The organism is Chloroflexota bacterium (assembly GCA_015478725.1).
Taxonomy (GTDB): domain Bacteria; phylum Chloroflexota; class Limnocylindria; order Limnocylindrales; family CSP1-4; genus C-114.
On sequence record JADMIG010000112.1, the window covers coordinates 1 to 1,457 of the forward strand.

Below are 1,457 nucleotides of genomic sequence, written 5' to 3' on the forward strand. Positions count from 1 at the left end.
TGTTGTTGTCAAGGGAAAATGTCACCCTAACTGCAAAAGGAAAATGTCACCCCATCACCTTGCAGTAAATCTATTCGGGTAAGCACGCCAGGGGTGATTGGAGGCAGGTTTGTGAGCAGAAGGTAGTTGTGTATCGGCTAGCCGATACACAACTACCTTCTGCTCACCCTCTTGTTGAGCTTGAAACCTGGGTCCTTTACGCGCCCTCAACAAGGCCGCTTCGTTTGGAGCACTTTGGTGAGCCAAGCACTCCCCTTTGTAGTACACTGCCAAACTGCCGTCCAGTCGCTCATGTACCTCTACCACTGCGTGTACATAGCTCATCCTTTGTGGGCCAGGCAGCACTTGTAATCTATGTCCAAAGAAGCGCACACAGTTGTCTGCTCCCACAGTGCGCAGGTACTTCATGCAGAAAACGGTATCCGGGTCTACCTCCTGGGTCTCGGTCAGTGGACTGTAGGAACTGCCTTGCTCAGCACCAGCAGCTTGTAAGCCGAAACGTTCATTGAAGCGAGGTAGATATTGTTGCAGCACCAGATTGGCCTCTTGCTCGTTGGTAGCTCCAGCTAACCTAAGCTCAATGACCAACCTGCTCTGCAACGTGCCAAACAACCTCTCCACTCTACCTTTAGCCTGAGGAGAGCGTGCGATAATAGAGGTGATAGAAAGCTCCCCAAGCATCCTGCCAAACTGCGTCGGCTCCTGCTCTCCCCGAAGCTGCTCCTCTATGCTCCACTCGACCATGCGCCGGGGCGTCGGCACGAAGATCGAATGCCGGTCGTGATACACTGCTTGTGGACGACCATGCCGCAATATTCCCTCTCGCATCAGCAGCATGTAACCAGCAGTATCTTCCTCTTGCCTGAACACAGCCGCAGGCATCGTGCCTGTAGCATCGTCTATGGCGGCTAGCAGGCTGAGGCGTGGACCTCTCCCCTGTAGCCAGTCGTGAGGAGAAGCGTCTATCTGCCATAGTTGCCCCTCCTGTGGGTAACGCTCTCTGCGTGAGCGATGCTTGGGTGCTCGACGCTTGCGTGGGCTTGAGATGCCCTTGTCAAGCAGGGTGTTTCTCAAGGTGGAGCGGCTCACAAGGATGCCTTCTTGTTCGGCTAACAGTTCACTCATGTGCTGCTGGTTACACCCTCGGTACTTGGTACAGGCAAGCTCCGCTACTCTCTGTTTCATCTCATCACTCAGTGCGTTGTGGGGAGTGCGTCCACGATTGCCGTGAGAAAGTGCGGCTGCTCCCTCCTTTCTATATGCCGCTACCATTCTTCTTATTTGTCTCACTGACAAGCCCAGCAACTCTCCCGCCTCATATGCCGTAAGATGCCCTTGCAGCACCTGGTTTAGCACCATCAGCCGTCGTTGTTCTTTGTTGTTCAAAGCGATTGTCTCCTTCATGGTGACATTTTCGCATAACAGTTAGATGCTGACATAATCGTATCACTTCAACA

Annotated in this window: 1 protein-coding gene; it reads right to left on the bottom strand. The window is 53.2% G+C overall.

Going from position 1 to position 1,457, the window contains the following annotated elements; genetic code table 11:
* Nucleotides 1-54: 54 nt before the first annotated feature.
* On the bottom strand, nucleotides 55-1,404 hold the full coding sequence (locus IVW53_15995; protein MBF6607065.1) for an ISNCY family transposase: 1,350 nt from the start codon (nucleotides 1,402-1,404) through the stop codon (nucleotides 55-57).
* Between the last annotated feature and the right edge of the window lie 53 nt (nucleotides 1,405-1,457).

Coding starts and splice junctions, on each gene's coding strand:
- IVW53_15995 (MBF6607065.1), bottom strand. CDS start 1,404: ATGAAGGAGACAATCGCTTTGAACAACAAAGAACAACGACGGCTGATG.